The organism is Methylobacterium persicinum (assembly GCF_022179525.1).
GTDB classification, from domain to species: Bacteria; Pseudomonadota; Alphaproteobacteria; order Rhizobiales; family Beijerinckiaceae; genus Methylobacterium; species Methylobacterium persicinum.
This window is the reverse complement of the sequence record NZ_BPQX01000095.1, coordinates 1-1,328: the sequence shown is the minus strand read 5'-3', so window position 1 is coordinate 1,328 and position 1,328 is coordinate 1. Positions and strand designations below refer to the sequence as shown.

At 49.6% G+C, this 1,328-nt stretch carries 2 protein-coding genes; both read left to right on the top strand.

Going from position 1 to position 1,328, the window contains the following annotated elements:
• Positions 1-862: RNA-dependent RNA polymerase family protein (locus MFF22_RS24930; RefSeq protein ID WP_238253405.1), on the top strand; the 862-nt coding region annotated here is incomplete at its 5' end.
• 44 nt (positions 863-906) lie between these two features.
• On the top strand, positions 907-1,305 hold the full coding sequence (locus MFF22_RS24925) for a hypothetical protein (protein WP_238253404.1): 399 nt from the start codon (positions 907-909) through the stop codon (positions 1,303-1,305).
• Positions 1,306-1,328: the final 23 nt, after the last annotated feature.

The window sequence follows — 1,328 nt, the reverse complement described above, 5'->3', positions numbered from 1 at the left end:
AATCCACAGAGAGTTAGTCAGGCGGCTAAAAGCCGTTCTGACCCCGAACATTCACACTCTGTTTGACATGTCGGCGGAGGACTTTGATGCCATCATAGCGGCACATTTTCAACCGGGAGATGCTGTACTGGAGACAGATATCGCATCCTTCGATAAGAGCCAAGACTACTCCTTAGCGCTAACGGCGCTAATGCTTCTGGAAGACCTCGGGGTCGACCAAGAACTGCTGGACCTTATCGAAGCTGCGTTTGGTGAGATCACGAGTGTGCATCTACCTACCGGTACAAGATTTAAATTCGGTGCTATGATGAAGTCAGGAATGTTTCTTACACTCTTCATCAACACGCTGCTGAACATTGTCATAGCGTGCCGCGTCTTACGCGACAAATTATCGTCCTCGGCGTGCGCCGCCTTCATAGGTGATGACAACATAGTGCACGGCGTGAGGTCAGACCCGCTAATGGCAGAAAGGTGTGCGAGTTGGGTCAACATGGAAGTAAAGATCATCGATGCCACAATGTGTGAGAAACCACCGTACTTTTGTGGAGGATTCATCCTGTACGACAGTGTCGCCGGTACAGCGTGTAGGGTTGCAGACCCGTTAAAGAGGCTGTTCAAACTCGGGAAACCGCTCCCAGCGGACGACAACCAGGATGAAGACAGAAGAAGGGCACTAAAAGACGAAACAGTTAAGTGGTCCCGCATAGGATTGAGAGAAGAATTAGACGTGGCACTGAGCTCAAGATACCAAGTCAGTGGCGTCGGGAACATCACTAGAGCGATGTCCACGCTGTCTAAGAATTTGAAGTCTTTTAGGAAAATAAGAGGTCCCATTATACATCTGTACGGCGGTCCTAAATAGATGCAGGATTACACTACATCTAAAGACCACGTATTACAGACACCATGAATTACATCCCAACTCAAACCTTTTACGGACGCCGTTGGCGACCACGCCCGGCGTTCCGTCCATGGCGGGTGCCGATGCAGCCGGCCCCACCCATGATTCCAGAGCTGCAAACTCCGATCGTCCAGGCCCAACAGATGCAGCAGCTAATCAGTGCAGTTTCTGCCCTGACGACTAAGCAAAATGGCAAAGCACCGAAGAAGCCGAAGAAAAAGCCGCAAAAAGCGAAGGCTAAGAAAAACGAACAGCAAAAGAAAAACGAGAACAAGAAACCACCACCTAAGCAGAAGAATCCGGCTAAGAAGAAGAAACCAGGAAAAAGGGAACGCATGTGCATGAAGATAAGCCAACGTTACATTCCCATGCTCAGAGCCCGCATGTGCACCCTGTTGCTATGAAAAACAACCAGAACAGACACTGA